Below are 26,876 nucleotides of genomic sequence, written 5' to 3'. Positions count from 1 at the left end.
GGAAAAGATTGAAACTATTTAAATTTTAACATTTCCTCTGCTTTCAACGTGTTCTGATTTATTCTAAATGTTACAAGTGTTTCCCCTGTATCCTTTAGCTTTCCTATATAGAACTCTGCTGACATGTCTTCTGGAGACTTACCTTTTAATGCCCAAGCTTCTCCAGACCACTCACCAGTTACTACTTGTCCCTTGGAAGCCTTAATTTTACCGTCATATTTAAGTGTTCCAGCTTCAGTTTTGACCGTGTTCTTTTTTAAATCAATATAAACGGTTTTGATTATTTTGGTATTGTCTGTTTTTAAGATCAGTTGATCTCCTTCTTTTGTTATGGTTAAAGACGTATCTCCGATCTTTTTTAATCTGATATGATGATCTGAATTAAGAAGAAGACGGTATTCTTTTTCAGTTATACCAAAATTGGGGTGATAGGGTAATTTTTCACCCTTTTTCGTCTTAGAAATGTAAGCTTTAAACCACTCTTGTTTGTTAGCAAGGCTCTTCTGCATCTTCTTTGTAATCGCATTTATTTCTTTTTCTTTAGCAGCATTCAAAAAGCCAGGTGCCACAATATTGGCATCCATAGTCCCTTCTTTTATGTATTTCAAAACAGGTTGTTTTGAAGCCTGTTCATTTGATAAAGATTTTTCCTGTTTTTCTTTTGTTTCAGCCCCTGTCTTTTCTGTAGAAGTATCTGATTTATTACTACAACCTGCGATGATAATAAATACCAACATCATAAAAACTGCGATTTTTTTCAAATTTCTCTCTCCTCATTGATCAATTGACTTTTTTAGATTAACAATATTTTTCAATTCATTCAACTTAGACATATGAAAAGTTGAAAACCATTAATACATAAAACGGTATAGTTGGTATTTACTTACTTGTAAAAACATAGGGCAATTGTTAGTGTTTTTTCTGTAAGGTATGAGATCAAATAAAAGGGGGATTTTTAAGTGTTAAAAATTTTAAGGATTCTGTTAGCAATAACAGTTGTTTTAAGCTCAGGATATGTATTGGTAACGAATCATTTTGAATTCCAACCTTATATGCTATTTTTCTTAAGTTTATTGATGTTAGTCATGGGATTAGATGAATTTCAAAAAGGACGAAAAGATGACGGTTTGACTTGTATCGTTCTCTTTTTATTTGTATTTTTTGTATCAGCTCAAGGATTTTTCTTTAACTCATGAAATTGTTGAATAGCTATGTTTCATTAGTGAACATAATCTAATTGCTGGGAATGGGCTAGTAATCTGTTGAGCAATGTTCTCAATAGAAAATGAGAAATATTTCTTTTCATCATGATATTTGATTGGTTTTGACGATCATTAAATATTGTCTTAAATGGAGAAGTATGTGTGCTAAATAGAGCAGATCGGTTACAGCCATTTTGAAATCGTTGAATCCTATACGATTACAAGTTCTACTAGCTCATTCTTGTCGACAAAATCGTTAAACGAAACGGCTTCATCGACAAGAGCTTTTGTGGAAAATGTCAGACCGATCTATTTTGGGCCTGACATGTCATTTGTAATGAAAATCGTTTCTTCACCTGTATCAGTTGTCACTTGATGTTTGGTTTGTAGGACAGACCCCGTCATTCTCACAAATTGCTTGTCCTTCTGGGTTGTAGATGTTTCTGTTTTCATATAAGTCCATGATGGAGATGGCTGACAAATGAAAGCAAAAACCAATCCTAAATCAAATATCATGACAATGAAAGCTAAGATCCATTTCATCTAATAGCACTTCCATTCAATAATCCACTTGCTATATGTAGTGCCTGCTGATCTTCTAAAATATCACCAGGCTTGTTACCTTCTCCTAATACATAACCTCCAAAGGAAATACCAAAAAAGCTAAATATATAGGCAAACTGTTGAATCAATGGCAGTCCTTTTATTCTCGGTTGATCTCCACCGACAGCGACCACATACGCCTGTTTAGCAGCTAATTTTTCTTTAAAGTCAGGGTAATGCCGATCTCTCATCGTCTGTGACCAACGATCTATAAAAATCTTTAAAGTACCTGTCATCCCGTACCAATATATCGGTGTAGCAAAAATGAGAGTATCGTGAGGGAGGATACGCTCAATAATCGAATCATAATCATCTGCGATACTTGGAAATCCAGTCTCTGTATGACGTAAGTCTTCAATAGATTGAATGTGATATTCCTTTAGATGAATGGTTTCTGCATCTTGTCCCTGAATGACTTTTTTCGTTAATAACTCCGTGTTTCCATTGGTGCGCGTTCCACCGTTGATGACGGCTATACTCATGATCGAATCGACTCCTTTATTTACGATTGATTTCTTTCATCATATAATGAATGGAAAAATCAATACAGACGATTATTTCGATTGAATCTATCGAAAAAAATGATGAGAAAGGGAGATAAGGAGTGGAAATTAAGCAACTAATCACTTTTAGAACTGCCGCTGAACATGTTAATTTTACTGTGACCGCAAAATTGTTAAATTACGCACAATCAAGTGTGACTTCCCAAATCAAATCACTTGAAGCTGAAATTGGGACTCCTTTATTTGAGCGACTTGGAAAACGGCTTGTGTTAACGGAAGCTGGTAAGACTTTCAAGCGCTATACAGATCAAATTATCGCATTAACCGAAGAAGCCAAAATGGCAACCAATACAGCGCTGGAAGCAACAGGAATTCTGAAAATTGGTGCGACAGAGAGCCAGTGTACATACCGTCTTCCAGCAATTATTAAAGAATTCAAGAAAATATTTCCCAATGTTAAACTTGTGTTCAAACCATACATTTCTAGTAAACAGGCGAAACAACAATTATTAGAAGGGCTTCTTGATCTCACTTTTATGATGGACATTAATCGTCCTGATGAGTCACTACATATTGAACCACTTGTTTTAGATGACATCAAAATGGTGGCAGCGATCGATCATCCTTTTTCCGAAGATTCACTTATCACACCTCAAGATTTGCAAGATGAAACCCTTTTATTGACTGAAAGTGGCTGCTCTTACCGAATGCTTTTTGAGGCAACTCTGAATCAAACATGTATATCACCTAATCAATTAGAATTTGTCAGCATAGAAGCGATCAAACAATGTGTAATGGCTGGGCTCGGAATTGCCCTACTGCCCGAAATGGTGGTAAAGGCAGAAATTGAAGCAGGTCTCATGAAAAAACTAAATTGGAAAAGTGAATGCCCTGTATTTACTCAAATGGCGTGGCACAAAGATAAATGGATGTCTTCTCCTTTAAAAACCTTTATTCAATTAGCCCGAAAAGGCTTTAAAGACCAGTCGTAATTCAACAAGTGAATGTGTAGTATGGACAATTGTGATTAATACCGAACCATAATACCAATTCCTATCTCATTTGACTTATATTTCAAAATAATGGTTTTAAATTAACTCAAGATACAATACAATGAGGAAGGCATTTGCTGTAGTACATTAAAATCAGCTGTCGCTGTTTGGGATTGGAGGAGAGTGCAGAATGATTTTGTTTGATTTAGAATATTATCGGCCGGTGTCTGCGTTAGAAGCTATCCAGCTATTTAATCGGTTGGAGAGAGAGGGGAAACAGCCTTCATATCTTTCTGGCGGGACAGAACACGCTTCCTTTGGCCGTTCAAATATGAAGGACAAAAAGGTGATCATTGATCTGAAAGACATCCCTGAATGCCGTACTTTACGATCTGAAGACAATCATCTTGTACTTGGTTCAGCGTTAACATTAACAGAACTAACAGAAAATAACGATTTCCCTTTATTAAGTAAAGCTGCAATAGAAGTTGCCGATCATATGTCACGTGACAAAATTACATTAGGCGGTAATATTTGTGGTCAGATTTTTTATAGAGAAGCTGTTTTGCCATTTTTATTAACCGACAGTAAAGTGATGACATTAAGTGCGGAAGGAACAAATTATTATTCGATTCATGAAGTGTTCAATCAAAAATTACAGTTGAAAAATGGTGAGATGCTCATGCTTTTGTTAACTGAAAAGCGATATTTGAATCAACCATTTGCGAGTATAAAAGTACGCGAACAATGGGATAAGGGGTATCCATTGGTGACCGTTTCAGCGCTTGAAGTTGATGGTGAGGTTCGCGTCGCATTTAGTGGAATTTGTCCTTTTCCTTTCCGTTCCAAAGTGATTGAAAGAGCTTTAAATAACCAAAAACTGTCTGATGAAGAAAGGGTTCACCAAGCACTTCAACATTTACCTCAACCTATTTTAGATGATATCGATTATCGCAAATTTGTCATTCACCATACATTACTCGATATTCTTACAATGTTAAGGCGTCATTAGTAAACAAGAAAAGGCCCTGTTCTGCTAGGATGGACGGGGCACAATGTTTTTGTGGACAAAATGACAAGGAAAGCGGCTAATTGAAGTGATCCGTATGTCAGACTGTTTTAAACGATTTTAGTTAGCACTCATCCCTTTAACAAATGTGTGCTAAAAACTGGCGAGTGCATTCCATCAAAAGATCATGTCATTTAAAACAACGTTTTTTCCGTTTAAACATGTATTTTCGCAGACACAATTTTTCAAAGTTTCGTTTTTAAATCAGACTGAAAATCATCGGTCTTCATCATTTATTTTGTTGCAAAATTGCTGTTATTGCCAGTGCTATATCGACATTTGGTATCGTGAAGTAAAATATTTTGAAAATCGAATTCCGAAGGTTTTGATGAGAGTATTTTAAATCGATACTTTATTAATAATCATGCTGGATATGGATAGCCTCAAGCATTGCTTGTGTATGACGATATTCCTCAAGATTTTGGGTGAGCTCCTCTGTCAATTCTTGAACTGGTTGTACTTGTTGATAACATGTCTTCTACCTCCTAAAATGAACCATTCTCACATTCGTTTCACATGTTTCCGATTCATTTTATTTTCTTGATAGATAGCTGTGTGATGATATGATGCTTTCTTCTATCTCCTTGGTTTCTAACTCAGCTACAAACGCTGTCAAGGTATTTTGATCATCATGTATTCCATCAATGAAATAAGCATAAGAAAGCCAGTGGAGACTGTCACTGGCTTCGTTTTTTATGAGACAAGCTTTGTAAATGATTTGTCAATACAGAATCGATCATCTCATGTGTGACACGGTCAGGCTCCAAAATTGCATGAAGTGCCAGTCCGTCGAGCAATGCATAGAGACGTTCTGTTTCCCTTTTCCTTTCCATTTCACTTTGCGACGGGCACAGTGCTTCAACAGCCATTTGACAAGCTGAAAAAATTCCTTCATTCATCTCCTTCCTTAGCTGTTTTAGCTCAGGGTCACTCATTGATTTGGCTGTAAATGAAAACCATGCTTCCATTTCTAACTTCCTTTCAGCATCTATAGGTAAGAGCTGAAGGAGCAGCTGTTTTGCATTTTTTTCTGGTGTTTCTGTAAATGTCAGCTGATCGATTCGTGTTTTAGCTCGATTGACGACGAGCTGCATGGAATAAATCAACAGTTTTGCTTGGTTTGGAAAGTAGTGGCGCATAGACCCTGCTGAAATCCCTGCTTCTTTTGCAATTTTTCGAACAGTGCACTGTTCCAGACCTTCTTTATGAATAATGTTCCAGACAACTTCAGCAATTCTTTCTTTTTGGTTTTCGTGATCAACAATTTTAGGCATAAAATGATTATAACACAGTTGTACTATTACGTGAATTTGTGTTATTATTTTTTAGCACACTTGTATTATAAAAAGAGCGGGGGACATTTAACATGATTGGTTTACTTATCATTGCTTGTGAAATTGGTTTTTGGGTCTTGATTTTGTTGGGATTATGTTTTCGATACATTCTCAAGATGAAAAAAACGAGTTTGTTGTTACTTGCTTTAACACCTGTATTAGATTTAGTTTTATTAATTGCCACAGGTGTCGATTTGTATCATGGTGCTAAAGCCAATGTTGTACACGGCTTAGCTGCTATTTATATTGGAGTTAGTGTCGCTTTTGGTAGTCGCATGGTGAGATGGGCGGATGTTCGATTCGCATATCGTTTTGCAAATGGGCCAAAGCCTGAGAAAGGACCGCGATTTGGCAAAGAACATGCCCAAAAAGAGCGAGCGGGCTGGTACCGTCACTTACTTGCATGGTTGATTGGTACCCCAATTTTAGGTGGAATGCATTTATTTATCGGAGATTTTGCAAGAACTCAACCATTAGTTCAGACCGCTTTCATGTGGACGATCATCCTTGCAGTCGATTTTCTTTATAGTTTTAGCTTTACGCTTTTTCCAAGAAGAAAAGATTAAGTGGCCGGGATTCCGGCTGCTTTTTTTAGGGAAAGCTAGGTCTAAATATAAGATTCTAAAAAAAACCTATGATAAACTAGGAAGAGAGGTGAATGTCGTTGATTTATATCGGATTAACAGGGTGGGGGGATCATGATAGCTTGTACCCACCTAAGACGAGCAATCAAAAGAAGCTGACACTTTACTCATCTCATTTTCCAATCGTTGAGCTTGATGCAAGTTTTTATGCCATTCAACCGGAAAGGAACAATGAGAAATGGGTAAAAGAAACACCTGAATCATTTCAATTTATCATGAAGGCTTATCAGGGGATGACCGGTCATCAGCGTGGAGAGATTCCTTTTCAGTCAAAAGATGAGATGTTTGATGCTTTTAAACTTTCATTGACACCATATAAAAAAGCAAAAAAGTTAGCAATGGTGTTGTTCCAGTTCCCACCTTGGTTTGATTGCAGAAAAGAAAATGTCCATTACTTAAGATGGTGCAAAGAAAAAATGGGAGATATTCCGTGTGCGCTTGAATTTAGGCATCGTTCATGGTTTATGCCCCAAGTCTATGATAAAACATTGGCTTTTATGGAAGAACAAAAATGGATTCATAGTATTTGTGATGAACCTCAAATTGGTGAAGGAAGTATTCCGACTGTACTTCACGCGACAGATAGCGATAAAACGCTGATCCGCTTTCATGGTCGAAATAAAGAAGGCTGGGTAAGACCATCTTCAGGGCAAAATTGGCGAGAGGTTAGATATTTATATTTATATCATGAACAAGAGTTACAAGACTGGAAGCAAAATTTACAGCTACTTCAGAAGCAATCTGAACAACTCTATCTCCTGTTTAATAACAATTCTGGTGGAGATGCAGCACAAAATGGTAAACAAATGATGGAGCTGTTGAACCTAGAATATAAAGGACTTGCACCAAGACAGCTCGATTTATTTAGTTAAAGAAAAGAGGACTTTTTATGGAATACATCATACTGATTATTCTCGGTTTTATTGCGGGAACCATCGGCGGACTAGTTGGTCTTGGGGGCGGAATTGTCATCGTTCCTTCACTGCTTTTTTTGTCAGGCATAGCGATGTTTGATCATATTACGCCGCAAATAGCAGTGGGAACATCTCTGTTTGTCATCATTTTTACAGGTCTTTCCTCGACCATCACTTATATGAAGTATAAAACCGTTGATTATAAGAGCGGGCTTATTTTTTTTATCGGGTCAGGACCGGGCAGTATCATTGGGGCGCATGTCTCGAAGTACTTCAGCTCTTCCTCATTTTCCCTATCGTTTGGAATTTTTATGATTTTATTATCTTTGTCATTAATGATTAAGAAAAAAGAGAAAACGGCAGAAAAAAAACATATTGGTGTGATCAGAACATTTAAAAATGATGAAGGAAATGATTATACATATTCTTATCAGCCAATCTTTGGAATCGCGATTGCTTTTGTTGTCGGTTTCCTTGGTGGCTTATTTGGGATTGGCGGAGGATCATTAATGGTTCCAGCGATGTTACTTATCTTCTTATTCCCAACACGGGTTGCTGTAGCCACATCTATGTTCATTATTTTTCTTTCATCTGTCACAGGCTCCCTCGGTCATGTCATATCAGGTCATGTCAATTGGCTATATGCTTTGGCACTGATCCCAGGAGCTTGGTACGGTGGAAAGCTTGGCGCTATCATTAATAAAAAAATGAATACAAAAACGATCGTGGTGATTTTAAGGTTGGTTCTCATTTTAATCGGACTCAGATTAGTCTATCAAGGCATATTCAGTTAAAACGCTAGGGAGAGATATTGCATGAGGGAAAAGCTCCATATTTATCACACAAATGATCTGCACAGTCATTTTGAAAACTGGCCGAAGATCGTTGATTACCTTGAAAAACAAAGACAGAAACATATCGCTGATGATGAAGATGTGCTGCTGTTTGATATCGGTGATCATATGGACAGGTGTCATCCTATTTCTGAAGCGTCTTTCGGAAAAGTCAATGTCAAGTTGTTAAACCGTCTTGGTTATGATGCTGTAACAATTGGGAATAATGAAGGGATCACACTGCCGCACCAAGAACTGAATAAACTTTATGACGATGCAGAATTTCCGGTTATTGTTTCTAATTTGTTTGATCGTTTTGGGAATAGACCGCAATGGGCACAACCGTATTTGATAAAAATGCTTAAAAGCGGACGGTCCATTGCTATTCTTGGGGTAACAGTTCCATATTACCCGATTTATAAACAGCTTGATTGGGAAGTGACAGATGCTTTTGAAAGCATCGCCAGTATGTTGAAAGAGGTAGAAGGAGAAGCTGATGTAAAGATTCTTCTTTCTCATTTAGGAATATTAGATGATCAGCTTGTTGCCGAACGATTTCCAGAAATCGATGTGATTTTAGGATCCCACACCCATCACTTATTAGAAAACGGGATGTTGAAAAATGGGGTTTTGCTAGCTTGTGCCGAAAAATATGGGCACTACACCGGTCATGTCGAGTTGACGTTTAACAGCACAACAAAGACAATGGCAAACATGAAGGCAAGTGTTTTGAAGACAACAGATTGGAAAGGTGAATCAGAAGAAACAAGAGGTTTTCTCTATCAAAAAAAAGAAGACGCTCAAAAGATCCTCGAGGAAGAAGTAGCCGTACTGGATGATCCCCTCGTCACGAACTGGTTTCAGACGTCTAGCTTGCCACAACTGTTAGCGGAGGCCTTACGGGAATGGTGTGAGGCTGACATCGGCATGGTCAATGCCGGCATTCTTCTTCAATCCCTTCCAAAAGGTCCAGTAATGAAAGCTGATTTACATAGGATATGTCCACATCCGATCAACCCTATTAAATTAAAGTTAACAGGGATGGAGATAAAGGAAATCATTCATCAGGCGTCAACAAATGAAATGGAACAGCTTCAGATCAAAGGACTTGGCTTTCGTGGAAAGGTAATGGGGAAAATGATTTACTCTGGACTAAATCTTGAAAAGCTAACAATCAATGGGGCAAACGTGGAAACTGACCTCACCTATACACTTGCCACAATTGATATGTTCACACTCGGAAAATTTTTTCCGCTGATTCGTACAGCCAAACATATTGAATATTTTATGCCTGAATTTTTGCGCGATCTTTTGGCATGGAAGCTAAAGGCTTTACATCAATCAAAATGAGGCTATCGGAACAAGTCCCTTGTTTTATCATAGATTAATGGTAAAGGAGGGATTACAATGGTAAATTTAACTCCAATCATGATTGAAGGTCAATCATTTACAGCTATAACGGTCAAGTTGCCAAAAACAAATTTTATGGCCATTACAAATGATGATGGATATATTATGTGTGGAGCGCTTGATGTTGCCTTGTTAAACGATAGATTAAAGGATCGCAAGATTGTCGCCGCCAGAGCAGTCGGTGTCAGAACGATTGACCAGCTTCTTGAAGCTCCGCTTGAATCTGTGACAGATGCAGCTAAAGAACTTGGCATTTACCCAGGGATAAGTGGAAAAGAGGCACTTTTAAAGATGAAAAAATAAAATTTCTAAGGCATTCTGCTGAATATAAGGCAGAATGCTTTTTTAGTTTTGTACTTTTAATTACCAGAAAAAATATTTTGACATAGGTAGAAAGACTGTATATACTAATCAATAATAATAATAATTAGAAAATTCATTTTTTTCTGATGTTTCAAAAAGGTAAAGGAGGAAGCTTATGGATCACCGTCCACAGTGGGGAACAAGAGCAGGTTTTATTATGGCGGCAGTCGGTTCCGCTATCGGTTTGGGAAACATTTGGAGATTCCCTGCTGTAGCTTATGAAAATGGAGGAGGCGCATTTTTTATTCCATATTTGTTTGCCCTCCTAACAGCTGGAATTCCACTTTTGATTATGGAATTTTCAATTGGCCATAAATATAGGGGGTCAGCTCCGCTATCGTTTGCAAGAATGGGAAAAGGAAAAGAATGGCTTGGTTGGTGGCAGGTTGCTATATCATTTGTCATTTCCACGTATTATGCAGTTATTGTTGCTTGGGCAGTATCTTATGCAGTCTTTTCTCTGAATTTAGGATGGGGTAAAAATACTGAAAATTTCCTAATGAAAGACTATTTAGATAGAATTGATATGAGTGGAGGCGTTATTGGTCAATTTGGTGGTTTTGTTCCTGGTGTCCTGATTCCTCTTGCAATTGTTTGGATCATATCATTAGGTATTTTATTTGCAGGTGTTAAAAAAGGGATCGAAACCGCAAACAAGATTTTTCTACCATTATTAGGTGTGTTGTTTTTAATCATTGTCATTTATTCGATCACATTGGATGGAGCAGGAAAAGGGCTTGAAGCATTTTTTACACCTGACTGGAGTCAAATTACAAATGGAAAGGTTTGGGTTGCCGCTTACGGCCAAATCTTCTTTAGTCTATCCATTGCATTTGCCATCATGATTACGTATTCTAGCTATTTACCAAAAAAATCGGATATTACCAATAATGCATTTATTACTGGATTTGGAAATTCATCATTTGAACTGTTAGCGGGAATTGGTATTTTCAGTGCGTTAGGTTTTATGGCGGCACAGCAAGGTGTACCTGTAAAAGAAGTTGTTTCATCAGGTGTAGGTTTGGCATTTGTCGTATTTCCACAAATCATTAATGAATTTCCGGCATTTAATGCACTTTTCGGATTTTTGTTCTTTGGTTCGCTCGTATTAGCAGGTTTAACATCTCTCATTTCCATTTCTGAAACATATGTTGCCGCTATACAGGATAAATTTAATATTTCGCGAAGAAAAGCTGTCTTGTTCGGCGGAGGATTAGCAGCACTTTGTTCACTTGTGTTTGCTACAAAAGGTGGACTGTTCTTCCTAGATGCTGCAGATTATTTTATTAATAATTTTGGAGTGGCACTTGCAGGTTTAATTGAAGTGATTGTCATTGCCTGGTTTGCAAGAGAGTTGAAAACGCTGCAAAATTATGCCAATTCAGTCTCTGATATTCAGCTTGGTGGATGGTGGAGAATCAGTTTAAGTATTGTCACACCGCTCGTGTTAGGATATATGATGTTTGACAATATTAAAACTAATTTGACATCTGCTTATGGAGGCATGCCGGTGGAATTTCTCTTAAAATGGGGCTGGTCTGTTGCACTTGGTGTGATTGTTGTCGGGTTTCTGCTTTCTTTCTCTAAATGGAAGAGTGCATCTACGTATTCACTTTATCAAGATAAGGAGGTTTCCTCATGAGTGATGCTTCAATTGTAATGATGACAGTAGGCATCTTGATCATTTGGGGAGGATTGGCTTTAAGTATCACAAATGCAGTAATAAAACATAAAAAGAGCAAGGCCTAACGACACATCCCTATTCATGCTTTTTGCAAGAATAGGGATGTTCATTTTTTAACGCTTTTTTCTTTTTCGAATATCTTTCCGTTCCCATGCTTTTAGATGTGGATATGGATCAAAAGACCATTCAGTCCGTCCATTGTCTTTGTACATACCATAATGAAGATGAGGTGGGAACTTTCCGGCTGTCCCAGGTGGACCATATCCGGTGTTTCCAACTGAGCCAATTACCTGTCCAGGTTCAACGATTTGACCGGTTTCTAGTCCTTTACTAAAACCATTCAGATGGGCGAAATAGTGATATGTGTTATGGATATCCCTGATACCGACTCTCCAGCCGCCAAACCGATTCCAACCTTTCATTTCAATGATCCCATAGCATGTGGAGCGTACAGGGAGACCAAAATGGGCGAATAAATCAGTTCCCTCATGAATCCGTCTCCCTCCAAAGCCGCGAGCATCACCCCATGTGCTTCTGTAACTGTAAATCGTTTTGACCGGAAGAGGAAAGGCGTGTTCTCCTAAATCAATCCGGCCATATTTTTCAAAAAGTTTGATGAATCCAGAGATGATTCCGACCGTTTGATCCCGCTCATAAAATTCCCATAGCCCAATGCGGATGTTTTCAATATCTTTTCCATATGTCAATAAGTATTGTCCAAATGTATAAAGGACATCTTCATCATCATTTGAATCCGCCCGTCCGTCTCCGTTGCCATCCATTCCAATTCCATCAAATACTTTAATACTGAGAGGGGCGGTATCATCCAGGTTGGGATTTTCAGGTCCGCTCCATACACTCTGCGGAATGTAGATTCCAGTATACCCTGATTGCTTTGGTAAATCTTTGCGGTTTTTACGAATATTGATTTCATATTGATCAACAGCTGCGAAGACATACCAAGGGATTTGGGTTGCAGCCTCTGTTTTTTGATAAAGTGCCATCCTTTTTTCGTAATCCGCTTCTTTCTTCTTTTCCTTCCCAAAAGCACAAGGTTGGCCGATGACTAAAAGGAGGATGAGAACGGATAATACAACTTTCACAGTGTCCTTAACTCCTTTCCAATTGAATATGTATAGTTTACGTCTGACGAGAAAAACAATAATAAGAAAATATTTGCAATTTGTGATGGTTCAAAACCAATCTCTTGTCCCATGATTTGTACTGTGTTAAAGTTTTTTTAGACGAGGATCTCATTTATTTAAGCGGTTCCAGACGGCACAAAGAACATAACATGAACACTGTAAAACTTGACTACAACGAGTGGAGATGATGGAATTGGCAAAGAAAGACGAGTATCTTAGAAAACCCGAATGGCTTAAAATTAAACTCAATACAAATGAGAATTATACGGGCTTAAAAAAAATGATGAGAGATCAAAACCTACATACGGTCTGTGAAGAAGCAAAATGTCCGAATATTCACGAATGCTGGGCTGTCAGACGAACAGCAACTTTTATGATTCTCGGATCTGTCTGTACGAGAGCCTGCCGTTTCTGTGCGGTGAAAACGGGACTGCCAACAGAACTTGACTTAAATGAACCGGAACGTGTCGCTGATTCAGTCAGCATGATGAATTTAAAGCATGCCGTTATTACAGCAGTTGCACGCGATGACTTAAAAGACGGAGGAGCAGGTATTTTCGCTGAAACGATACGCGCCGTCCGGAGAAAAAGTCCTTTTACAACAATTGAAGTGCTCCCTTCTGATATGGGGGGAGATGAAGAAAACTTAAAAATATTAATGGAAGCTCGGCCCGATATTTTGAACCACAACATTGAAACAGTTCGTCGCCTTACACCGAGAGTTCGTGCCAGAGCTACATATGATCGTTCTTTAGAGCTGTTGCGCCGTTCGAAAGAAATGCAACCTGATATTCCGACAAAATCAAGCATGATGATCGGGCTTGGCGAAACAAAAGCTGAGATCATTGAAACAATGGATGATCTTCTCGCAAACAATGTTGATATTATGGCGATCGGTCAATATTTACAGCCATCAAGAAAACACATTAAAGTAGAAAAATACTACCATCCAGATGAATTTGCAGAATTAAAAGAAATTGCCATGCAAAAAGGCTTTAGTCATTGTGAAGCCGGTCCACTTGTCCGCTCTTCATATCATGCAGATGAGCAAGTAAATGAAGCTTCAAAAAAACGGCAAGCTAAAGCATAACGAGCATGACCCGGAAATGTACCGGGTTCATGCCTTTTTTTTCACTCAGAAACCGCACCTTTGATTGTGAAAAAAGGTGCGGTTGTTTTAAATTAATCACCTAGATTGCCTTGTGGTGATTTTTTCATGTCTTTAATTGTGTCCGCCATCAACTGGTCAACATTTCTTGAATTAGACCCGAGTTGACTGAAGTTCGCAATCGACTGGATTAAATTTTCGTTATCAGAAATATAAACATCATAAAATCTTGGAATGACAGATGAAGCCGTCTTTTTCACTTGATCAGCGGTTTTTTCTCGCTGTTTCGAGTTTGTTTTGTAGACAATTAAAGCTTCCTCATCTGTAACAAGTGCTGAGGCATCTTGAATATGGGGGAGCTGAACCGTTAAACTAGATATAATATTAGCGATTTCATCTCGATTAATCTGGGGTGATCGTATTTCATTTTTATTTTCAACAGGTGAAGCCTGATGTCTGGCATAGCCGAACCTGCCTTTTCGTTCATCATTTCTAAAGGTTTGATGGTATTGACGGTTTCGATCTGCAACGTGGATTGTATTTCCGTTTTCTTCATTCATGTTTTGTTCTGAATCGTCTAGAGCTGTTTGACATCCAGTTAACGGCATGAGCACGAAAACGAGTAATATAAATCGTATATTCATTCTGCATGTCCTCCTTATATCTTTAGCTTTTCCAATCAAGAAGATTTATTCTTAGCAATTGATGGCGGCTTGGGTTTGAATTATCATATAAAAGAGGTGAAAAGCATGATTGTCGTTCAAAATGCTTCATTTGAAGTTGTCAAAGATGTAAAAAGCGGTTTTAATGAGGATGCCTTTAAAGCCAGATATTCCGATATTTTAAACAAGTATGACTATATTGTCGGAGATTGGGGGTATAATCAGCTAAGGCTAAAAGGATTTTTTGATGACCAAAGTCAAAAAGCAACCTTTGATACAAAAATTAGTACTCTTGATGAGTATATTTACGAATACTGTAATTTTGGCTGTGCCTATTTTGTGTTAAAACGTTTGCGAAAATAAACGATGATAAAAGGGGATGCTCGAATGTATTTTGTCGATCAAAATAAAATTGAAAACACACTAAGTTATTTTGAAGCAGAATTACGTTTACTTCAATCACAAACAGCATGGAATTCAGCACTAGAAAAAAAAGCGCTTGAACGAATCTGTCAGATGTTGATTGAGTGTGTTTTAGATATTGGGAATGACATCATTGACGGCTTTATTATGAGAGATCCGGGAAGTTATCACGATATCATGGATATACTAATAGATGAAAACGTTCTTGACCAAACAGAAGGGGAGAATTTAAAACAGCTCATCACCTATCGTAAAACATTGGTTCAAGACTATTTGAACGTCAACCATGAAGAGTTGAAAAAAGTGTTGGAGATCTATGTAGAAACATTAAAAAGCTTTCCTCATCGGGTTCGGACCTATTTAAACAATGAACTCGGTCCAGTAACGGCATTTAAACCGCACTAAAAAAAATTGGAGTGTAAAACATGAAAACGTATAAAGGATACTTAATCGATTTAGATGGAACAATGTATAAAGGAACAGAAAAAATTGAAGAGGCGTGCGAATTTGTTAGAATGCTGAAAGAGCGAAATATTCCCTACTTATTCGTGACCAACAATTCTTCACGCACTCCCAAACAAGTTGCTGAAAAACTTGTTTCTTTTGATATTCCGGCAACAGAAGAACAGGTATTTACAACAAGTATGGCTACAGCAAACTTTATTGCTGAACAAACACCAAAAGCTTCGGTCTATGTGATCGGGGAAGAAGGAATCCGTCAGGCAATTGAAGAAAAAGGTTTGGCCTTTGCCGAAGAGAATGCTGATTATGTCGTTGTCGGTATTGACCGCGGGATTACATATGAAAAACTTGCTGTCGGCTGTCTTGCGATTCGAAATGGCGCTACATTTATTTCGACAAATGGTGATATTGCGATTCCTACGGAAAGAGGGCTGTTACCTGGGAACGGATCATTAACATCTGTATTAACTGTATCAACGCAGACAAAGCCGATTTTTATTGGCAAACCGGAACCGATCATTATGGAACAGGCGATGAAAGTGCTTGGAACACAGGTTAACGAGACACTGATGGTCGGAGACAACTATGATACGGATATCATGGCTGGAATGAATTCTGGAATGGATACGCTCCTTGTCCATACAGGTGTGACTCAAAAAGAACACCTTGAAGCTTATTCAGAAAAACCGACTTATGTCATTCATTCACTCACAGAATGGATGAAGCACATATAAACGAGAAAAGATGGCCGTGAAGTTTGAGGCCATCTTTTTGTTACTCAGCATCTCTCGCCCGATGTGCAAGCCTACTTGAAGCAGCCGCCGCAATGGCACCGACGATATCGTCTAAAAATGTATGACATTCACCTGTTGACTTATCATTTAATCGAGCAAGCACACCCGGTTTTATTTTATCAACGTAGCCATAGTTCGTATAACCAATCGAACCGTATAAATTAATGATTGAAAAAGATAAAATTTCATCAACACCGTATAGGCTTTCATCCGTCTCAATTAAATTTTGGAGTGGTTCTAAAAGTTTGTTTTGCTCTGCTAATAGGTCCAATTGAATACCGGTCATAACGGCGTTTTGGACTTCACGTTTTCTAATCACTCGGTGGACATTAGCTTCACATTCCTCTTTTTTTAAGTTTGGATGATATTTTCTTTGTAAAACATAGACAAGATCCGCAATTTCTGAAATTGAGACTCCCCGTTTTTCTAGCCATTCCTTAGCCAATGTTTCAAAGTGGTGCTTATTTTTGTTTCCCGACATGATGTTCACCCAATCTTTTTTCTTAGTGTATACAAACATCCTTAAAAATGTAACAATCAAAGCCAACATTTTTAGTTGATTTATCATATTTGTATGTTGATCAGATTACGATGTGAAGAAGGCTTATTTTTCAGGAATGAAGGTGATATATGGTGAAGGAAATAATAAAAGAAAAATTCGGAATCCATGTTCGTGATCTTTCTCATCACCTCTCTTATCAATCCTTTCATACACCAAATTCGATTGTTTTCATTGTCCCTGTCTCCCAATTCAGACAATCTGAACTTATGGAACTATATTACATCAGTCATTATTTACAAGAACAACAAGAACCATACGTTTGCTCTTTTATATTAACAAAAGATGGTGCACTGACCTTTGAAGACAATGGAACATCGTATGTATTGTTGCAGGCTGATCAGCGTCATCCGAAAAGATCTGTTTCACTCGGAGCTGAACTCGCGCAATTTCATCAAAAAGGGAGAGGATATCCAGACGAAGTGAAAGAAATGACAAGAATCGGACAATGGAAAGATTTATGGGGAAAACGCCTAGACCAACTGGAACAGTTTTGGATTAAAAAAACACAATCAGAGCCATTACAACCTTTCGAAAGAGTCTTTGTAGAATCATTTCCTTATTATTTGGGTTTAACAGAAAATGCGATTCAGTATTTAGCAGATACAGAATTAGATGATCAGCCGCAGACAGCAGATTCAGGGACAATTTGTCGCCAGCGTCTGACTTGGGAAAGTCCACTTATAAAGGTTCCAGTGGAATGGGTATTTGATCATGCAGCTCGGGACCTTGCAGAATATACGAGAAGTTTGTTTCAAAAAAACCAAGATTTTCAGGAAAGCACTTTGTTTTTACAGCAGTATGAACAAATCATTCCACTATCATCATTCTCTAAACGATTGCTGTTTAGCAGATTGTTATTTCCACTTCACTATTTTGAAACGATTGAGAACTATTATCTATCCCCCGAATCAGAGCATGCCTTTTATGAAAAACGTCTTGATGATATTGTGAATCAAGCACAAAGATATGAAAAGTTTTTAGCAAATTTCCAAGACATGTACTGCACAAAAGCAAGGGGATATGTTAATATTCCGTCTGTAAATTGGCTGAAAAGAGGCTACTAAATTTTCGCATGATTGCTGGCATCGGTGTAGATCATCATCGATGTCAGTAACTAAAAACTGAAAAAGCGTTTTTATCTGGTTAAAATACACATCCTAAAACAGCATTCAGCTATTGGACAGCCTGTTGCTAGATTGGCGAAAGATTTTGTGTCATAACAGATACCACCATGCACAAGAAGAACTTATACAGGTGCAGGTCTTCACGTTTGTATATTCCTATATTTTTCCAGTATCAGTGTAAAAACAAGTAAAGTGGTGATACAGCCAAGACTAGCTAGCCGCGTTCTAAAGCAAGGTAGCAAAAAACGAAAATAAAATATTTCTGAATATATAGAATGTTGCTATATTGGTATTTAAAGCGGTTACAATAGTAATCATTTATAAAGTAACACCTTGTCAAAAAACAACTCCACGATTATAATGTTCTTTAACTTAAGTGTATTTATAGTGTTTACAAATGTCTTTATAAGAGAGACATAATATAGATAGAAAGGTGGAATTTTAATGAAGGCGATACGAGTAGGACTTCTAGGTTTAGGAACGGTAGGTAGTGGAGTCGTAAAAATAATTCAGGATCATCAGGATAAACTGACACATCAGGTTGGGTGTCCAGTTGTCATTCAAAAAGTACTTGTCAAAAATATTGACAAAAAGCGAGATGTGGAGCTTTCGAGAGATATATTGACAACAAATACCTATGAAGTCATTGAAGACCCTGAAGTCGATGTCATTATTGAAGTCATTGGCGGAATTGAGGAAACAAAGCAGTACTTGCTTGATGCACTTCGCGCCAAAAAACACGTTGTAACGGCCAATAAAGATTTGATTGCTCTTTATGGGTCAGAGCTATTAGCTTGCGCCAAAGAAAACGGCTGTGACCTCTACTTTGAAGCAAGTGTTGCCGGAGGAATTCCAATTTTGCGGACGTTGGAAGAGGGACTTGCTTCAGACAGAATTACAAAAATGATGGGAATCGTAAATGGAACAACGAATTTTATCTTGACAAAAATGAATAAAGATCAGGCGCCATATGGAGATGTACTTAAAGAGGCACAAAGGCTTGGTTTTGCAGAAGCGGATCCGACTGCTGATGTAGAAGGGCTTGATGCAGCAAGAAAAATGGCCATATTAGCAAGGCTCGGTTTCTCGATGAATGTTGCACTTGATGATGTAAAAGTAAAGGGAATTTCTCAAGTATCTGATGAAGACATCAGTTTCAGCAGACGGCTTGGTTATACGATGAAGCTGATCGGTATTGCCCAGCGAGACGGACAAAAAGTTGAAGTGAGTGTTCAACCGACATTGATTCCAGACCATCATCCACTTGCATCTGTACATAATGAGTACAACGCCGTTTATGTTTACGGTGAAGCTGTCGGTGAAACGATGTTTTACGGACCTGGTGCAGGGAGTATGCCAACTGCGACTGCTGTTGTATCAGATTTAGTCGCTGTGATGAAAAACATGCGGCTTGGAGTAACTGGCAGCAGTTTTGTCGATCCTCAGTTTGAGAAAAAAATGAAGTCGCCTGCAGAAATCTTTGCCCAACAGTTTTTAAGAATTCATGTGAAAGATCAAGTTGGATCATTTTCGAAAATCACCTCAACTTTCTCAGAAAGAGGCGTCAGTTTTGAAAAAATTCTTCAGCTCCCGATTAAAGACAATGAAGATTTAGCAGAAATCATTATTGTGACACATCACGCATCAGCAGCAGACTTTACTGAGATCTTGCAACAATTAAACGATCTAGAGGTCGTTCATGAGATTAAAAGTACTTATCGAGTAGAAGGGAACGGTTGGAGCTAATGTGGAAAGGACTTATTCATCAATATAAAAGCTATCTTCCAGTCACTGAGAATACACCTGAACTAACATTATATGAAGGAAATACACCACTTGTCTCTTTACCAAAACTGTCAAAGCGATTTGGAATTGAGCTTTATGTGAAAACAGAAGGTGTAAACCCGACAGGTTCTTTTAAAGACCGCGGTATGGTCATGGCGGTGGCAAAAGCGAAAGAAGCGGGAAACGATACGATTATGTGTGCTTCAACAGGCAATACGTCAGCCGCTGCAGCAGCCTATGCGGCTCGTGCGAATATGAGGTGTATCGTGATTATTCCCAATGGTAAAATTGCCTTCGGAAAATTGGCTCAAGCTGTTATGTATGGAGCCGAAATTATTGCAATTAACGGAAATTTTGATGATGCACTAAAAATGGTTAGAAGTATTTGTGAGAAAGAGCCGATTGCATTAGTAAACTCTGTAAATCCTTACCGAATTGAAGGGCAAAAAACGGCTTCATTTGAAATTTGCGAACAGCTTGGCGAGTCACCTGATATTCTTGCGATTCCTGTAGGAAATGCTGGGAATATTACAGCCTATTGGAAAGGCTTTAAAGAATTTCACGAAAAACATCAAACAGGTTTACCGGTGCTACGTGGTTTTCAGGCTGAAGGTGCTGCACCGATTGTCAACAATAGAATAATCGAACATCCTGAAACAGTTGCGACCGCAATTAGAATTGGAAATCCGGCCAGCTGGGAGCAAGCAGTCAATGCGGCAAATGAGTCAAACGGAAAAATCGCCGCTGTTTCAGATGAGGAGATTCTTTCGGCTTATCAACTGTTAGCCAAGGAAGAAGGGGTTTTTGCTGAGCCAGGTTCCTGTGCTTCAATTGCCGGTATCATCAAACAGCTAAAAACAAATGAGATTCAGCCAGGGACAAAGGTTGTTGCTGTTTTAACAGGAAACGGACTGAAAGATCCAAATATTGCGATCGAAGTATCGAAAATTAAACCTGTGACACTTCCAACTGATGAAGAACAGATTCTTAAGTACCTACAAGGAGCCGCTCAAACATGATAGAAACTGACATGCTGTTTTCGATTGAAGTACCAGCAAGTACGGCTAATTTAGGCCCTGGCTTTGATTCCGTCGGTATGGCCCTTTCTCGCTATTTAAAAATATCCGTATTTCCTCATCAATATTGGCATTTTCAAGCTGAAACAGATGTTGTTGCTGGAACTCCAGAAGGAACTGATCATTTGATTTATCAAGTCGCAAAACGGACAGCGGATCATTTTGGAAAGCAGCTTCCTCCAAGTTTTGTTAAAGTATGGAGCGATATCCCGTTAGCACGGGGGCTTGGTAGCAGTGCCGCTGCAATAGTTGCTGGAATTGAAATGGCAAATGAGCTTGTCGATTTAAAGCTGACAGAAAGTGACAAATTGCATTTTGCCAGTCTTGAAGAAGGTCATCCTGATAATGCAGGTGCTTCACTATTAGGTGGACTGATTATCGGACTTCACGAACCTGAAGAAACAAAGATAGTGCCTATTAAAGATATTGATTTAGATGTTGTTGTTGTGATCCCCTTATATGAAGTACTGACCAAAGATGCACGACATGTTCTTCCAGAAGAACTCACATACCATCTCGCAGTGAAAGCCAGTGCGATTAGCAATTTACTTGTCGCAGGATTGATGTCAAAGGATTGGCAGCTTGTCGGACAGATGATGAAAAAAGATCTTTTCCATCAGCCATACCGAAGAGCACTTGTCCCTGAGCTCGTCAAAGTAGAGGATGAAGCCCGTTTAAAAGGTGCATACGGAACGGCTTTAAGCGGTGCCGGACCAACGATTCTCAGCTTGATTGAAAAAGGAAAAGGAGAAGAATTGAAAACGCATTTGTCCACAAAGTTCCCACATTGTGCAGTTGACTGCCTGTATATACCAAATAAAGGAAGTGTGATCAAAAGAGCTTAGACAAGCTCTTTTTTATTTTCAGAAAGGTTTTTTATTTAGAGGGTCGAAATATTAAGAAAAGGACACATGAGGAGGAGAGTCATTATTGAAGAAGCATATAACTGAAGCGGATGTTACACAATTAGTATCTGTTACAAATCCCCAATATTCGCCTGACGGTAAAAGGTTAGCTTATGTCCAAACAAAGGTAAACAAAGAACATGATGCCTATGATGCTCAGATTATGGTTTATGATTTTGAAAAACAAAAATCGGTTCAATGGACATTTGAAAAAGGAAGGAATCAGCATCCTCGTTGGTCACCCGACGGATGCAATCTGGTATTTACCTCAAACCGAGATGAGACAGAACAGGTTTATCTTCTGAACATCAACGGAGGTGAAGCAAAAAAACTAACCAATATCCCTTATGGTGTGTCACAACCAATATGGTCGCCTGATGGTACAGAGTTGCTTTGTTCAGTCAGATTAACGAAAGATGAAAGAGCAACAGATACACAAAAACAGAAGCTTAAAGATGATGAACCTGTTGAAATTGATACGATTTCATATAAAGCAGATGGACAAGGTTTGAAGAGAGGAACATTTACACAGCTTGTCCTGATAAACCGAGAAACAGGAGACATTAGGCAGTTGACCAACTACGAAAGAGACCACCATAGTTACACCTTCTCACCTTGTGGGAAAAGAATTGCCTTTTGTGCAAATGTGACGAAATTGTCTGGCGCCCGTGTGTCCGATGTTTATATCATGACGTTAGCTACTGGGGAAATGAAACGAGTTACCACACAAAGCGGTGTTTTTTCTTCATTAGCCTATTCTCCTGATGGACAGCAGCTTGCTTTTTTAGGACACCAACAAGAATTTAAAAATGCAACAATTCAAAAAGCTTGGCTCTACAATGTAAATGAAAACAACTTATTATGTTTAACAGAGATGTTTGATGTTCATCTCGGTGATGTGCTTATTTCTGACAGCTTGATTGGAGATGAATTACAACATCCGATTTGGACTAAGGATAGCAAAGGTTTTTATACACTGGGAACTGATGACGGAGCAACAGGCATTTATTATATATCAACAGAAGGGCTAGTTTATCCAATTCGTATTGAAAAAGAGCACCTGAACGGCTTTAGTTTACACCCTGATGAGACCGGTTTTGCTGCAGCTATCGCACTTCCTATTTGGCCAAGTGAACTGTATCATACCTCATTTGACGGGACAATCAAACGGCTGACAAATGCTAATCAAGCGTTTGTAGAAGGGCATTTGATCTCAGAACCTGAGGAGTTTCAATTTGAAACAAAAGATGGTACAACAATCCATGGTTGGGTAATAAAACCGACTCAATATGAAAAAGAAAAAACATATCCACTCATTTTACAAATACATGGTGGTCCACACGTGATGTACGGACACACGTATTTTCACGAATTTCAAGTCCTTACAGCGCAAGGACATGCAGTCATTTATGTGAATCCAAGAGGGAGCCATGGTTATGGACAAGATTTTGTGAACAGTGTAAGGAATGACTACGGAGGGGCTGACTATGAGGATGTTATGGGAGCTGTTGATTATGTCCTGCAGCAATATGATTTTATTGATCAAAGTCGAATCGGGGTCACAGGAGGTAGTTATGGGGGTTTTATGACGAACTGGATTGTGAGCCATTCGAATAAGTTTAAAGCTGCGGTCACACAGCGCTCGATTTCTAACTGGATCAGTTTTTATGGTGTAAGTGATATAGGCTATTTTTTCACGAAGTGGCAAGTTGGTGCAGACCTTGATGATGTTGAATATCTTTGGGATCGCTCGCCCCTAAAGTATGTGGACCAGGTAGAAATACCATTGTTAATTCTCCATGGTGAACGGGATGACAGATGTCCTATTGAACAAGGAGAACAGCTTTTTACAGCTTTAAAAAAACGAGGTAAACAGGTAAAATTGATCAGGTTTCCAAATGCATCACACAATTTATCAAGAAATGGACATCCAAAACAGCGAATGAAGCGGCTTCAATATATTACTGATTGGTTTAAAACTCATCTATAAAATAACAAAAGTCTGTCGCCATTTATTGGAGACAGACTTTTCGTTAAAATACTTGCTCTACTTCTAAAACGCCCGGAACTTCTTCTAATAGGGCGCGCTCAATACCCGCTTTAAGGGTGATCGTTGAACTCGGGCAACTACCACATGCACCGAGTAAACGTAGTTTTACAATACCATCTTCAACATCAACAAGTTCACAGTCTCCGCCATCACGAAGCAAAAATGGCCGAAGTTTGTCAAGCACTTCTTGAACCTGTTCTTTCATTTCGACTTCTGTCGTCATTCATATCGCTCCTTTCAAATCGTTACAACTATTATATGGAGTCAAACAATAAAAAGCTATTGATTAGTTTCAACCTTTTCCCACAACATTATAGCATATTTCATTAAAGACAAAAAATAATTTTTATTGCTGTAATGGAGTATGAAGTGAAAATAAACTAAAATAAAGTAAAAAACAAAAAAGGAGTCATGATGATGAAAAAACCGGTCGAACTGTTTGTTTACGGTAGTGACGTGCAATGCCCAAGCTGTGTTAACCTTCCTTCATCAAAAGATACATATGAATGGCTTGAAGCTGCACTTAAAAGAAAATACGCTGATCAGCCTTTCTCAATCATGTACATTGATATCCACCATCCTCCAGAAGATGACGTTAAAAAACAAGAGATTTCCCAAAAGATACAAAATGACGAATACTTCTACCCGCTCGTTCTTATTGAAGACAAAATCATTGGTGAAGGGAATCCAAAGTTGAAAAGTATCTATGAGGAAATGGAAAAGCGGGGATATCAACCAACTGAATTAAAATAAGTGACTGCCCTTCAATCATTACGGATAAACTAACACTAAAAAAACGGGAGTGTTGATCATGTCCATTATTGAAGGGCAAATATTGTCTGGTCAATTTGATACTGAAAATAATATTTTTTCATTAAAAAAAATAAAACAATTTGAAACAAGAACAAGTCTAAAGGAAAATCAGCTCCAAGCTTTACAACAATACTTAAAACAGCATGTCGATGATGAAGAAGGACAGATCATTAGCCTTTATGATCAAATGCTTGTTCCTTTATCCCAAAAAGATATTAAAGACTTATTAAATGATCTAACAAAAGTTCAATCCTTGTACCATTAGAAAATGAAGCACTTTTTCAAATGGGGATTTGTTCTAATATTTAGATAAATACATTGTCAAAAAATGCTTAATTATGTAAAATAGATACAATCAATTGAAGGGAAACTTAGCAAGGAAAGGAAGGGAAGCGATTGAAGACAAAAATTGCTTATGAAGAAGTCGCCAAAATGTTGAATCAATGGTATATCTTAATTAAACGTCATGAGATATCTCAAGCGATTTCGATCAAGTATACGATTGAACATCAATTGCCAAACATGGAAGAAAATCAAGATTTGCTGCTTTACTACAATCTTTTAGACTATCGACACAAACTGCTGACAAAACAGTTTGCTGCTTCTAACAAATTGTTTGAAGACATTCAATATCAAAAAGCCGACATGCAAAGTACTGATGACATGATTGACTATTATTTTTTCTTTTTTTCTGGCATGTATGAATTTCATAAAAAAGACTATACAAATGCAATTAACTATTACAAATTGGCTGAGGACAAGCTTAGAAAAATCCCCGATCAAATCGAAAATGCAGAATTCCATTACAAACTCGCTATCGCCTACTATCAAATCAAACAAAATTTCTTCTCTTTAAACCATGCAAATACAGCTTTAAAAACCTTCAAAATCCATGATGAATATGTTCAAAAAGCAATTAGTAGTGAAATGATTATAGGAGCGAATAAACTTGATTTATTCCGTTTTGAGGAAGCAGAAAAACATCACAAACAAGCATTAAAGGATGCCATCATCATCAAAAATAATCTTCTTATCGGTATGGCTCATCACAATTTGGGATTATGTTACATTAATCAGAATCTCCTCAATCATGCTCAACAACATTTTAAAAAAGCACTAAATTTTAAAGAACATGAAGACTCTGTTTACGGTATTCATTCAATTTTTGAACTGACACATGTTTTGTACAGATTAGGTTTTTTAGAAGAAGCGCATAAATGGTATAAAAAAGGTTTTTTTCGATCGAAAAAGGCAGGTGAAAGGGAATATTTGTCGAAATTTACACTTATCCATGCTCTGTATGATGAGTACGATGCCTTCCAAATTGAACAGGCTTTAGAATATCTCAAAACAGTTAATCTTTGGACAGATATAGCGGAATTAACATTAGATATTGCACTTTACTATAAGAAAAATGGTGATGCAGACAGTGCTGTAGGATACTTTGAAAAGTCTCATCATGCAAGAGACCAAATTTTAAAAAGAATGGAGGTGTTAAAGTGAAAAAGTACCTTGCCATCTTTGCAGCTGTCATCGTCACCAGTCTTATCGGTTTAAACTTTTTACTTCAACCAAAAGAGAATAATGAATTTGCCGGAAGAGCGATTTTTCTTGATAGAACACCGGATCACATGCTAGCTGGAAGAGCGGTTTTTCTTGATAGAACACCGGATCACATGCTAGCTGGAAGAGCGATTTTTCTTGATAGAACACCGGATCACATGCTAGCTGGAAGAGCGATTTTTCTTGATGGAACACCGGATCACATGCTAGCTGGAAGAGCGGTTTTTCTTGATAGCTATTCTGAACATTCACTTGTATAGATATTTAAAGAGACATGCTAAAAGGGCGTCAACATTGGCGCCTCTTTAGTTTTTTAATACTTAACACTTAGTTGATCTGTTAGTCTTGCTAATAAATACAACAGTGTAGTCGATAGTAGATAACTGAAAAAGGTAAACATAATGTTCCAGCCATTACCATAACTAATTCGACCTATCATGTATAAACCAAATTCAAAAACGGTCAATAGTAGTGATGTGAATATTATGTAGAATAAAGGTTTTTGGTACAGGGCAATAAAATGAATCATATAAATACCGACAACAGTAAATAATCCTAAATTGTATGGAATCATTGATAAAACTGGATATTCAAATGGTTTTACAGTCCAAAATTTTAAACTGAAGCCAATATCATTGATTAAAAAGGAAATTAATGCTGACAATAACAAAACGATTAAGACAGATTTTTTTTTATGGAACAAAAAAATTGACCAAGGGACAAGAAAACCAAAAAAAATATTAAAAATCATGCCGCACCCCCTTTTTGATTATTCTTTTCAGATTCAAAATCGATTATGCTAAATCATTAATAACAATTGAAAGACAAAAAGGCTTTTCACAAGTTTGTGAAG

Annotated in this window: 31 protein-coding genes and 1 pseudogene; 23 read left to right on the top strand and 9 right to left on the bottom strand. The window is 37.8% G+C overall.

What is annotated here, in order from left to right:
• Positions 1-14 precede the first annotated feature (14 nt).
• Positions 15-761, bottom strand: a complete 747-nt coding sequence (locus PDT38_RS08120) for a hypothetical protein (RefSeq protein ID WP_270800411.1) — start codon at positions 759-761, stop codon at positions 15-17.
• Positions 762-959: 198 nt separating this feature from the next.
• On the opposite strand from PDT38_RS08120, the gene PDT38_RS08115 reads away from it, so the two are divergent.
• Positions 960-1,196, top strand: a complete 237-nt coding sequence (locus tag PDT38_RS08115; RefSeq protein WP_270800409.1) for a DUF3953 domain-containing protein — start codon at positions 960-962, stop codon at positions 1,194-1,196.
• Between the two features lie 315 nt (positions 1,197-1,511).
• Here the strand turns inward: PDT38_RS08115 and PDT38_RS08110 are convergent, their stop codons facing one another.
• Together PDT38_RS08110 and PDT38_RS08105 are read right to left on the bottom strand one after the other, a co-directional pair.
• Positions 1,512-1,745, bottom strand: a complete 234-nt coding sequence (locus tag PDT38_RS08110) for a hypothetical protein (RefSeq protein WP_270800407.1) — start codon at positions 1,743-1,745, stop codon at positions 1,512-1,514.
• Positions 1,742-2,287, bottom strand: a complete 546-nt coding sequence (locus tag PDT38_RS08105) for a flavodoxin family protein (protein ID WP_270800405.1) — start codon at positions 2,285-2,287, stop codon at positions 1,742-1,744. Before PDT38_RS08105 ends, PDT38_RS08110 begins: the two co-directional genes overlap by 4 nt.
• Before the next feature lie 122 nt (positions 2,288-2,409).
• Here PDT38_RS08105 and PDT38_RS08100 point away from each other — a divergent pair, with 122 nt between their 5' ends.
• Complete coding sequence (locus PDT38_RS08100) at positions 2,410-3,300, top strand: LysR family transcriptional regulator (protein WP_270800403.1); 891 nt, start codon at positions 2,410-2,412, stop codon at positions 3,298-3,300.
• A gap of 190 nt (positions 3,301-3,490) precedes the next feature.
• Positions 3,491-4,312, top strand: coding sequence for an FAD binding domain-containing protein (locus PDT38_RS08095; RefSeq protein WP_270800401.1), 822 nt, complete (start codon positions 3,491-3,493; stop codon positions 4,310-4,312).
• Positions 4,313-5,046: 734 nt separating this feature from the next.
• On the opposite strand, the gene PDT38_RS08090 is transcribed toward PDT38_RS08095, so the two are convergent.
• The gene (locus PDT38_RS08090; protein ID WP_270800399.1) at positions 5,047-5,643 is read right to left on the bottom strand and encodes a TetR/AcrR family transcriptional regulator; all 597 of its coding nucleotides are present in this window, start codon (positions 5,641-5,643) and stop codon (positions 5,047-5,049) included.
• 92 nt (positions 5,644-5,735) lie between these two features.
• Between PDT38_RS08090 and PDT38_RS08085 the strand changes: the two genes are divergently transcribed.
• The 7 genes from PDT38_RS08085 to PDT38_RS08055 all read left to right on the top strand — a co-directional run bounded on the left by PDT38_RS08085 (position 5,736) and on the right by PDT38_RS08055 (position 11,616).
• A complete protein-coding gene (locus tag PDT38_RS08085; RefSeq protein ID WP_270800397.1) occupies positions 5,736-6,269 on the top strand; it encodes a hypothetical protein in 534 nt (177 codons plus the stop codon).
• A gap of 98 nt (positions 6,270-6,367) precedes the next feature.
• The gene (locus PDT38_RS08080) at positions 6,368-7,219 is read left to right on the top strand and encodes a DUF72 domain-containing protein (RefSeq protein ID WP_270801689.1); all 852 of its coding nucleotides are present in this window, start codon (positions 6,368-6,370) and stop codon (positions 7,217-7,219) included.
• Between the two features lie 17 nt (positions 7,220-7,236).
• The gene (locus PDT38_RS08075) at positions 7,237-8,055 is read left to right on the top strand and encodes a sulfite exporter TauE/SafE family protein (RefSeq protein WP_270800395.1); all 819 of its coding nucleotides are present in this window, start codon (positions 7,237-7,239) and stop codon (positions 8,053-8,055) included.
• A 21-nt stretch (positions 8,056-8,076) separates the two neighbouring features.
• Positions 8,077-9,444 (top strand): bifunctional metallophosphatase/5'-nucleotidase, encoded by a 1,368-nt coding sequence (locus tag PDT38_RS08070; RefSeq protein WP_270800392.1) that lies wholly within the window; start codon positions 8,077-8,079, stop codon positions 9,442-9,444.
• Between the two features lie 57 nt (positions 9,445-9,501).
• Entirely contained in the window at positions 9,502-9,807 is a 306-nt protein-coding gene (locus PDT38_RS08065) for a YunC family protein (RefSeq protein WP_270800391.1), read from the top strand.
• Positions 9,808-9,982: 175 nt separating this feature from the next.
• On the top strand, positions 9,983-11,509 hold the full coding sequence (locus tag PDT38_RS08060) for a sodium-dependent transporter (RefSeq protein WP_270800390.1): 1,527 nt from the start codon (positions 9,983-9,985) through the stop codon (positions 11,507-11,509).
• Entirely contained in the window at positions 11,506-11,616 is a 111-nt protein-coding gene (locus PDT38_RS08055) for a methionine/alanine import family NSS transporter small subunit (protein ID WP_270800389.1), read from the top strand. Before PDT38_RS08060 ends, PDT38_RS08055 begins: the two co-directional genes overlap by 4 nt.
• Before the next feature lie 48 nt (positions 11,617-11,664).
• On the opposite strand, the gene PDT38_RS08050 is transcribed toward PDT38_RS08055, so the two are convergent.
• Positions 11,665-12,654 carry a M23 family metallopeptidase gene (locus PDT38_RS08050; RefSeq protein ID WP_270800388.1) on the bottom strand — a complete coding sequence of 330 codons (990 nt, stop codon included), beginning with the start codon at positions 12,652-12,654 and terminating at the stop codon, positions 11,665-11,667.
• 235 nt (positions 12,655-12,889) lie between these two features.
• Between PDT38_RS08050 and lipA the strand changes: the two genes are divergently transcribed.
• On the top strand, positions 12,890-13,786 hold the full coding sequence (gene lipA, locus PDT38_RS08045; RefSeq protein WP_270800386.1) for a lipoyl synthase: 897 nt from the start codon (positions 12,890-12,892) through the stop codon (positions 13,784-13,786).
• A 92-nt stretch (positions 13,787-13,878) separates the two neighbouring features.
• On the opposite strand, the gene PDT38_RS08040 is transcribed toward lipA, so the two are convergent.
• Positions 13,879-14,448, bottom strand: a complete 570-nt coding sequence (locus PDT38_RS08040) for a YhcN/YlaJ family sporulation lipoprotein (RefSeq protein WP_270800384.1) — start codon at positions 14,446-14,448, stop codon at positions 13,879-13,881.
• Between the two features lie 105 nt (positions 14,449-14,553).
• On the opposite strand from PDT38_RS08040, the gene PDT38_RS08035 reads away from it, so the two are divergent.
• Genes PDT38_RS08035 through PDT38_RS08025 form a run of 3 tightly spaced genes read left to right on the top strand, consistent with a single transcriptional unit; the run spans position 14,554 to position 16,085 of the window.
• Positions 14,554-14,829, top strand: a complete 276-nt coding sequence (locus tag PDT38_RS08035) for a YutD family protein (protein ID WP_172297635.1) — start codon at positions 14,554-14,556, stop codon at positions 14,827-14,829.
• A gap of 24 nt (positions 14,830-14,853) precedes the next feature.
• On the top strand, positions 14,854-15,294 hold the full coding sequence (locus PDT38_RS08030; protein WP_270800383.1) for a DUF86 domain-containing protein: 441 nt from the start codon (positions 14,854-14,856) through the stop codon (positions 15,292-15,294).
• A 20-nt stretch (positions 15,295-15,314) separates the two neighbouring features.
• Positions 15,315-16,085, top strand: coding sequence for a TIGR01457 family HAD-type hydrolase (locus tag PDT38_RS08025; RefSeq protein WP_270800382.1), 771 nt, complete (start codon positions 15,315-15,317; stop codon positions 16,083-16,085).
• Positions 16,086-16,125: 40 nt separating this feature from the next.
• Here the strand turns inward: PDT38_RS08025 and PDT38_RS08020 are convergent, their stop codons facing one another.
• On the bottom strand, positions 16,126-16,626 hold the full coding sequence (locus PDT38_RS08020) for a phosphatidylglycerophosphatase A family protein (RefSeq protein ID WP_270800381.1): 501 nt from the start codon (positions 16,624-16,626) through the stop codon (positions 16,126-16,128).
• Between the two features lie 149 nt (positions 16,627-16,775).
• Here PDT38_RS08020 and yutH point away from each other — a divergent pair, with 149 nt between their 5' ends.
• From yutH to PDT38_RS07995, 5 genes are all read left to right on the top strand, one after another.
• Positions 16,776-17,771 (top strand): spore coat putative kinase YutH, encoded by a 996-nt coding sequence (gene yutH / locus PDT38_RS08015; RefSeq protein WP_270800380.1) that lies wholly within the window; start codon positions 16,776-16,778, stop codon positions 17,769-17,771.
• Between the two features lie 504 nt (positions 17,772-18,275).
• Positions 18,276-19,577, top strand: a complete 1,302-nt coding sequence (locus tag PDT38_RS08010) for a homoserine dehydrogenase (protein ID WP_270800379.1) — start codon at positions 18,276-18,278, stop codon at positions 19,575-19,577.
• Positions 19,577-20,635, top strand: a complete 1,059-nt coding sequence (gene thrC, locus PDT38_RS08005; RefSeq protein WP_270801686.1) for a threonine synthase — start codon at positions 19,577-19,579, stop codon at positions 20,633-20,635. Before PDT38_RS08010 ends, thrC begins: the two co-directional genes overlap by 1 nt.
• On the top strand, positions 20,632-21,537 hold the full coding sequence (gene thrB / locus PDT38_RS08000; RefSeq protein ID WP_270800378.1) for a homoserine kinase: 906 nt from the start codon (positions 20,632-20,634) through the stop codon (positions 21,535-21,537). The genes thrC and thrB overlap by 4 nt, the downstream gene beginning before the upstream one ends.
• Before the next feature lie 85 nt (positions 21,538-21,622).
• Positions 21,623-23,587 carry a S9 family peptidase gene (locus PDT38_RS07995; protein ID WP_270800376.1) on the top strand — a complete coding sequence of 655 codons (1,965 nt, stop codon included), beginning with the start codon at positions 21,623-21,625 and terminating at the stop codon, positions 23,585-23,587.
• A 43-nt stretch (positions 23,588-23,630) separates the two neighbouring features.
• Here the strand turns inward: PDT38_RS07995 and PDT38_RS07990 are convergent.
• A pseudogene (locus PDT38_RS07990) lies at positions 23,631-23,930 on the bottom strand (NifU family protein).
• A 134-nt stretch (positions 23,931-24,064) separates the two neighbouring features.
• On the opposite strand from PDT38_RS07990, the gene PDT38_RS07985 reads away from it, so the two are divergent.
• The 4 genes from PDT38_RS07985 to PDT38_RS07970 all read left to right on the top strand — a co-directional run bounded on the left by PDT38_RS07985 (position 24,065) and on the right by PDT38_RS07970 (position 26,283).
• Entirely contained in the window at positions 24,065-24,400 is a 336-nt protein-coding gene (locus PDT38_RS07985; RefSeq protein ID WP_270800374.1) for a YuzD family protein, read from the top strand.
• A gap of 58 nt (positions 24,401-24,458) precedes the next feature.
• Complete coding sequence (locus PDT38_RS07980) at positions 24,459-24,725, top strand: hypothetical protein (protein ID WP_270800373.1); 267 nt, start codon at positions 24,459-24,461, stop codon at positions 24,723-24,725.
• Between the two features lie 131 nt (positions 24,726-24,856).
• Positions 24,857-25,963: a response regulator aspartate phosphatase gene (locus PDT38_RS07975; RefSeq protein ID WP_270800371.1), complete on the top strand. Its 1,107-nt coding sequence runs from the start codon at positions 24,857-24,859 to the stop codon at positions 25,961-25,963.
• On the top strand, positions 25,960-26,283 hold the full coding sequence (locus PDT38_RS07970; protein ID WP_270800370.1) for a hypothetical protein: 324 nt from the start codon (positions 25,960-25,962) through the stop codon (positions 26,281-26,283). The genes PDT38_RS07975 and PDT38_RS07970 overlap by 4 nt, the downstream gene beginning before the upstream one ends.
• Positions 26,284-26,336: 53 nt before the next feature.
• On the opposite strand, the gene PDT38_RS07965 is transcribed toward PDT38_RS07970, so the two are convergent.
• On the bottom strand, positions 26,337-26,774 hold the full coding sequence (locus PDT38_RS07965) for a hypothetical protein (protein WP_270800369.1): 438 nt from the start codon (positions 26,772-26,774) through the stop codon (positions 26,337-26,339).
• Between the last annotated feature and the right edge of the window lie 102 nt (positions 26,775-26,876).

It is taken from the genome of Bacillus changyiensis, assembly GCF_027706145.1.
Classification (GTDB): domain Bacteria; phylum Bacillota; class Bacilli; order Bacillales; family Bacillaceae; genus Bacillus; species Bacillus changyiensis.
The sequence above is the reverse complement of the archived record's forward strand: the minus strand, read 5'-3'. Positions and strand labels throughout refer to the sequence as shown.

Coding starts and splice junctions, on each gene's coding strand:
- PDT38_RS08110 (WP_270800407.1), bottom strand. CDS start 1,745: ATGAAATGGATCTTAGCTTTCATTGTCATGATATTTGATTTAGGATTG.
- PDT38_RS08105 (WP_270800405.1), bottom strand. CDS start 2,287: ATGAGTATAGCCGTCATCAACGGTGGAACGCGCACCAATGGAAACACG.
- PDT38_RS08095 (WP_270800401.1), top strand. CDS start 3,491: ATGATTTTGTTTGATTTAGAATATTATCGGCCGGTGTCTGCGTTAGAA.
- PDT38_RS08090 (WP_270800399.1), bottom strand. CDS start 5,643: ATGCCTAAAATTGTTGATCACGAAAACCAAAAAGAAAGAATTGCTGAA.
- PDT38_RS08085 (WP_270800397.1), top strand. CDS start 5,736: ATGATTGGTTTACTTATCATTGCTTGTGAAATTGGTTTTTGGGTCTTG.
- PDT38_RS08075 (WP_270800395.1), top strand. CDS start 7,237: ATGGAATACATCATACTGATTATTCTCGGTTTTATTGCGGGAACCATC.
- PDT38_RS08070 (WP_270800392.1), top strand. CDS start 8,077: ATGAGGGAAAAGCTCCATATTTATCACACAAATGATCTGCACAGTCAT.
- PDT38_RS08065 (WP_270800391.1), top strand. CDS start 9,502: ATGGTAAATTTAACTCCAATCATGATTGAAGGTCAATCATTTACAGCT.
- PDT38_RS08060 (WP_270800390.1), top strand. CDS start 9,983: ATGGATCACCGTCCACAGTGGGGAACAAGAGCAGGTTTTATTATGGCG.
- PDT38_RS08055 (WP_270800389.1), top strand. CDS start 11,506: ATGAGTGATGCTTCAATTGTAATGATGACAGTAGGCATCTTGATCATT.
- PDT38_RS08040 (WP_270800384.1), bottom strand. CDS start 14,448: ATGAATATACGATTTATATTACTCGTTTTCGTGCTCATGCCGTTAACT.
- PDT38_RS08035 (WP_172297635.1), top strand. CDS start 14,554: ATGATTGTCGTTCAAAATGCTTCATTTGAAGTTGTCAAAGATGTAAAA.
- PDT38_RS08030 (WP_270800383.1), top strand. CDS start 14,854: ATGTATTTTGTCGATCAAAATAAAATTGAAAACACACTAAGTTATTTT.
- PDT38_RS08025 (WP_270800382.1), top strand. CDS start 15,315: ATGAAAACGTATAAAGGATACTTAATCGATTTAGATGGAACAATGTAT.
- PDT38_RS08020 (WP_270800381.1), bottom strand. CDS start 16,626: ATGTCGGGAAACAAAAATAAGCACCACTTTGAAACATTGGCTAAGGAA.
- yutH (WP_270800380.1), top strand. CDS start 16,776: ATGGTGAAGGAAATAATAAAAGAAAAATTCGGAATCCATGTTCGTGAT.
- PDT38_RS08010 (WP_270800379.1), top strand. CDS start 18,276: ATGAAGGCGATACGAGTAGGACTTCTAGGTTTAGGAACGGTAGGTAGT.
- thrC (WP_270801686.1), top strand. CDS start 19,577: ATGTGGAAAGGACTTATTCATCAATATAAAAGCTATCTTCCAGTCACT.
- thrB (WP_270800378.1), top strand. CDS start 20,632: ATGATAGAAACTGACATGCTGTTTTCGATTGAAGTACCAGCAAGTACG.
- PDT38_RS07985 (WP_270800374.1), top strand. CDS start 24,065: ATGAAAAAACCGGTCGAACTGTTTGTTTACGGTAGTGACGTGCAATGC.
- PDT38_RS07980 (WP_270800373.1), top strand. CDS start 24,459: ATGTCCATTATTGAAGGGCAAATATTGTCTGGTCAATTTGATACTGAA.
- PDT38_RS07965 (WP_270800369.1), bottom strand. CDS start 26,774: ATGATTTTTAATATTTTTTTTGGTTTTCTTGTCCCTTGGTCAATTTTT.